This is a genomic window from Methylibium sp. T29-B, from assembly GCF_000576225.1.
GTDB lineage: Bacteria > Pseudomonadota > Gammaproteobacteria > Burkholderiales > Burkholderiaceae_C > Methylibium > Methylibium petroleiphilum.
This window is the reverse complement of record NZ_AZSN01000229.1, coordinates 1-4,224: the sequence shown is the minus strand read 5'-3', so window position 1 is coordinate 4,224 and position 4,224 is coordinate 1. Positions and strand designations below refer to the sequence as shown.

The 4,224-nt window shown below is 66.8% G+C and carries 5 protein-coding genes and 1 pseudogene; 3 read left to right on the top strand and 3 right to left on the bottom strand.

Features of this window, described 5'->3' with window-relative positions:
* Positions 1–28: 28 nt before the first annotated feature.
* Positions 29–202: pseudogene (locus Y694_RS23790) on the bottom strand (transposase domain-containing protein); the annotation flags it as partial.
* On the opposite strand from Y694_RS23790, the gene Y694_RS20120 reads away from it, so the two are divergent.
* The 3 genes from Y694_RS20120 to Y694_RS20110 are packed head-to-tail and all read left to right on the top strand — an operon-like array spanning position 185 to position 2,036.
* Positions 185–754 (top strand): hypothetical protein, encoded by a 570-nt coding sequence (locus tag Y694_RS20120; protein ID WP_162531428.1) that lies wholly within the window; start codon positions 185–187, stop codon positions 752–754. The pseudogene Y694_RS23790 and the gene Y694_RS20120 sit on opposite strands and share 18 nt — an antisense overlap.
* An 8-nt stretch (positions 755–762) precedes the next feature.
* A complete protein-coding gene (locus Y694_RS20115; protein WP_231497806.1) occupies positions 763–993 on the top strand; it encodes a hypothetical protein in 231 nt (76 codons plus the stop codon).
* Positions 990–2,036, top strand: coding sequence for a hypothetical protein (locus Y694_RS20110; protein ID WP_036235835.1), 1,047 nt, complete (start codon positions 990–992; stop codon positions 2,034–2,036). The genes Y694_RS20115 and Y694_RS20110 overlap by 4 nt, the downstream gene beginning before the upstream one ends.
* A 509-nt stretch (positions 2,037–2,545) precedes the next feature.
* Here Y694_RS20110 and Y694_RS20105 read toward each other — a convergent pair.
* The gene (locus Y694_RS20105; RefSeq protein ID WP_051495930.1) at positions 2,546–3,370 is read right to left on the bottom strand and encodes a TniB family NTP-binding protein; all 825 of its coding nucleotides are present in this window, start codon (positions 3,368–3,370) and stop codon (positions 2,546–2,548) included.
* Between the two features lie 41 nt (positions 3,371–3,411).
* The coding region (locus Y694_RS20100) for a Mu transposase C-terminal domain-containing protein (protein WP_036235829.1) at positions 3,412–4,224 on the bottom strand (813 nt) is incomplete at its 5' end.

Genomic DNA, 4,224 nt, shown 5'->3' with positions numbered 1-4,224 from the left:
CAACCCGTTTTGACGACCGGAGCGATGCTCAGGACAACGCCGGCGCCCAGCGATGCGGCAGCAGCTCTTCGATCCGGCTGGCCGGCTGCGTGGGCAGCCGCTCGAGCACGTCGCGGATGTAGGCGTACGGGTCGAGCCTGTTGAGCTTGGCCGAGTGGATGAGGCTCACTGGCTGCAGTCGCTGTTGTCGCAACGCTGCGGCGGCCACGTCCCCATGGTCGTATGGAGCCACACTGACTCCGGCGGCGCGGCCTCGGTCGGGCGCTTCCATGCCCACCTGCTGCACGCCAGCCGACACCCCCTGGCCAAGGCAGCACGCAGCCCCCTCGACCGTCAGCACATGCTCATTGAGCGCTGGGCAGAGCTGGCGTCTCAGGGCGGCGGGCGCTTCCTGGTCCTGGTCATCGACGAAGCGCAGGGCATGACGCAGCGGGAGTGGCTGTGGCTGGTCGAGCTGCACAGCCTGCTCGAGAAGGAGCGCATCCGCTTGTGCGTCTTCTCGGTCGCCTCGCTCCAGGTGTTCGACGAACCGGTTGGCATGGCCATGTCCGGCGGTGCGCACGTCGCGGCCCGCTTCATGCTGGCCTCGGCGCCGTTCCACGGCATCCGGGATGTCGACGAACTTCGCTTCGTCCTGTCCGGCTACGACGAGGGGACCGAGTGGCCACCCCGCTCTGGAATCTCGTTCACGGCGGGCCTCGCGCCCGAAGCGTGGGCCGGTGGGTTCAGGATGGCCCACCATGCCGAAGGCTGATGCAGGCGATGGTGCTCGAACTGCCTGCCAAGTACGAGGGCCCCATCGAGTTCCCGATGAAGACGGTGGCACAGGCCGCCCGGCATGCCCTGCTGCGCATCGCCGGCGGCGCTGAACCTCGGGATGTGATGTCCATCGACTCGTGGCGACGCATCGTCGCCGGCTGCGGTCATCAGGCACTCATGGCCATCGTGACGGCCTTGTCGCCGCGCTTGAAGCGCAGCGGATCGCGTGCATGACCACCGGCCCATCCGCGCGGCTGACCTGGCACCAGGGCAGTGTCCTGCCCTACTCCTCGCTCTGGCACACGGTTCAACGAGCGATGTCGCTGAACGCGCTGCGGCCCAAGGAGTTGGCGTTCTGCGGCCGCGGGGCTGACCAAGCCGGCATCCCACGGCACGTCAACCTGCTCTACAACGAAGCGGTTGACGGCCTGTGCGGCGCTCGCGTCGAAGCGCTGTCGATGCGGTCCCTGGCGCAGGCGTTGGGCGAGCAGGAAGCGGTGTTCGCATGGGCTCACCTGGGCCGCCTGCCGAGGTCGGTTCGCTCGCTCATCGCCCCGGGTATTCGTGTTTGCAGGACGTGCATGGCTCGGGGGTACCACAGCGCGCTGTACTCGCTGAGGCTGCTGCAGACCTGCCCGATTCACGGCTGCGAACTCGACGACCGCTGCAACTGCGGGGAGCTCTTCGCCGACGACCAGGTGGTCCTGCACCACATGAACGCTGGTTACTGCCGGTGTGGCCGCATGGCGTACTTCACCGGCCAGACGTGCCGTCGTCCGACCATGCGGCACGATGAGACGGCGCCGATGTCGGTGGTCGCGACGTGGCTGGAACGGCTGGCGGGTGTCATTCGGCCATCGCCGGGCGATCACCAGGCCCAGCGGGCACACGACCGGATCCTTCTGGACTCCGTCGGCGCCTGGTGCGCTGAGTTGAACCTCGGCAATCCTGGCTCGGCGATCACCCGCGACCCGCAGCCTCTGCGAGTGAGCATCAGCGTGGCGCGGCTGTCCACCATCGAGTGCGCAAACGCCGTCCGTCCAGCAACGCACAGTCGCCAGGGCGCAGCGTCGACTCGCGGTAAGCACAGCCTCTACTGGGCCGGTGACGATGCGACGACGACCTATCGGTCATTGGCGCGTCACATCAGGCGACACGTGGCCAGGGGCGCCGAGGCGCACGCGATCGACTTCATGTTGAACCCGGATCCTCTGCAGATGGGCGCCAGGATGTTGAGATCCGCAAACCCTGCTAACGGCGTCCGTGAACCGTGCTAGCGTCGCCAAGAGAGCCTGAACTCTGGACACCGACGTCTGTCAATCGCTTGCCGACGCCGGCTGAGGTAGCTCAAGAGCCGCCCCATGTTGCGATGCTTGCGCACCGTTGACCTTCCCACCCAGCTCGGTTCGCTTGGATGTTTGCCGCAGACGAATTCGTGCCCATGCAACCAACCAGCTGGCCAGCATGGCGCCGTGACATCCAAGGGATTGAGGAACAAGCAGGAGTGGCAGAACGGGAGGTCCTGTCTACTCGGCAGGGCCCCTGCGGACCGAGCGCAGCGATGATTTCGTTGCTCACGCGCGCAAGCCTTGCCAGAACCTCGCAGTCCCCTCCCCTGGGCGCTGGCACCTCGAGCCACGAGAGTTGCTCATCGGCGAAGATCTCCGTCACTCCCGCCGATGACGCCAGTTCGTCGACCGTCAATCGATAGCGCGATGCCATGCGGCCGAACCAGCTACCAAAGGCCTCGCCTTCAAACGGTCGATGCGCCACAGGCCAGGGTCGATCACGACGGCCGATTTGCCACATGCTCGAGATGCCCCAGGGTGATGCGCTCGCTGCCGTCTCGGATGGCGGCCTCGGCCGCATCGTTGAGCAGCCGCGAGACCTCGCCAAGCAGCCCACCGCTGACCGCACTCAGGTACTGCACCAGCGGGCGCTGGGTCAGCTCTGATGGCCGCTTCAGCGGCAGTGCCGCCTCGAACGCAGCCAGGAGGCGGCGGAACTCCTCGCTCTCGCTCCAGCGGGGCATCTCAAGCGGCGTGAAGCGGCTGTGGATCTGGGCGTCGCTTTGGAACGCCACCGGCGCCTCGCTCGTGCCGACCGCAACGATGGCCATCCTCAGCTCGTTGGAGAGGTACTTCAGCAAGTTCAGCGAGCCGCGCTGCTCCCGTGCGCTGCCAGCCAGCAGGTGGTGCACCTCGTCGACGATCAACAGCCGCGGCCCTATTCGGCGCAGGATGTCGCAAGCCACTTGCTCCAGGCTCGCCAACGTCGAATTGGGGCCTTGGGGTACCCCCACTGCCGTCAGCAACGCCCGGTAGAAGCGCCGCTGATCGGGAGACGGCGGCATCTGCAGGCTGATCACGGGTCTGTGCTCGACGCCGCGCACAGCGTCGAAGGCAGGCGGATGTTCACGAAGGAACTTGGCCACGATCAGCGTCTTGCCGATGTTGGACGGACCGTGCAGCAGCATGCAGGGCATGCGTTCTCGCTGCGGGGTGTCCAGGAGCCGTTGCAGCCGTTGCAGCGCCTGCGTTGCGCGTGGGTAGTCGATCCAGCGGTCGGTCCGCAACGCCCGCACCCGCTGCTCGTCGTCGAGGTCGAGCATCTGCCTCGCTGCGGGATGAAGGTGGGAGCGCTCGCGCACGATCACTTCCAGATCTCCACGGCGTAGGGTGTCACCGGTTTGCTGTAGTCCACTTCCGTCGGCTGCCCAGAGTCGCGGGTCTGAAGTTCAGTCGAAGGCGCCGCCGGTGGCGCCTTCGAGTTGCGGCGCGCCCGGCGTGCCGATCGCTCGGCTTGCTCCACGATCTGTCGTTGCGAACCGATGGCGCGGAAGACATGCTCTTCGGACACCCGGGGCACATGCGCCGCCCTGAGGGCTCGCACGGCGGCACGCTGCTCCCACAGCGTGATGCGAGGGCGCCGCAGGTCGGCGTAGTTCGCTTGCACATAGTTGCGCCCGTCGGCGCTGACGAAGATCCTCGACAGGTCCTCGGGGTGGTAGCGCACCCTCACCCTCTGCCGCTGTTCGCGCCAGACGACGAACACGGGGTTCCAGTAGCGGATGTAGAAAATGGTCAGGCCATCGGCCTGGATCGAGCGGTGGGCCAGCGGCATGAAGTTGATCAGCAGCTTCATGGCCTCATCGTGCCCAGGCGCCAGTTGGCGTGGGGCACGCTGTTCAACCAGTGACTGCCATGCCGCGAAGGGGGTGGAGCGGAACAGGCCCCGATGCTCGCTGTGGTGGTAGCGCTCGCCTACTTCGAGGGCCAGCCAACGCTCGAATTCCTCCAAGGTCAGACAGGCGCGTTGTTCGGGCTTGCGCGCCTTGCGGCCGCGCGGCGAGTTGCCGGTGGCGCCGGGCAGACCCTTCAGCCGCTGCATCAGCGTGCGGTTCATGCGCTCGATGTGGCCGCCATAGTTCGGGCGGCCGACCGGCCGGTGGTCGAGCTCGATGCC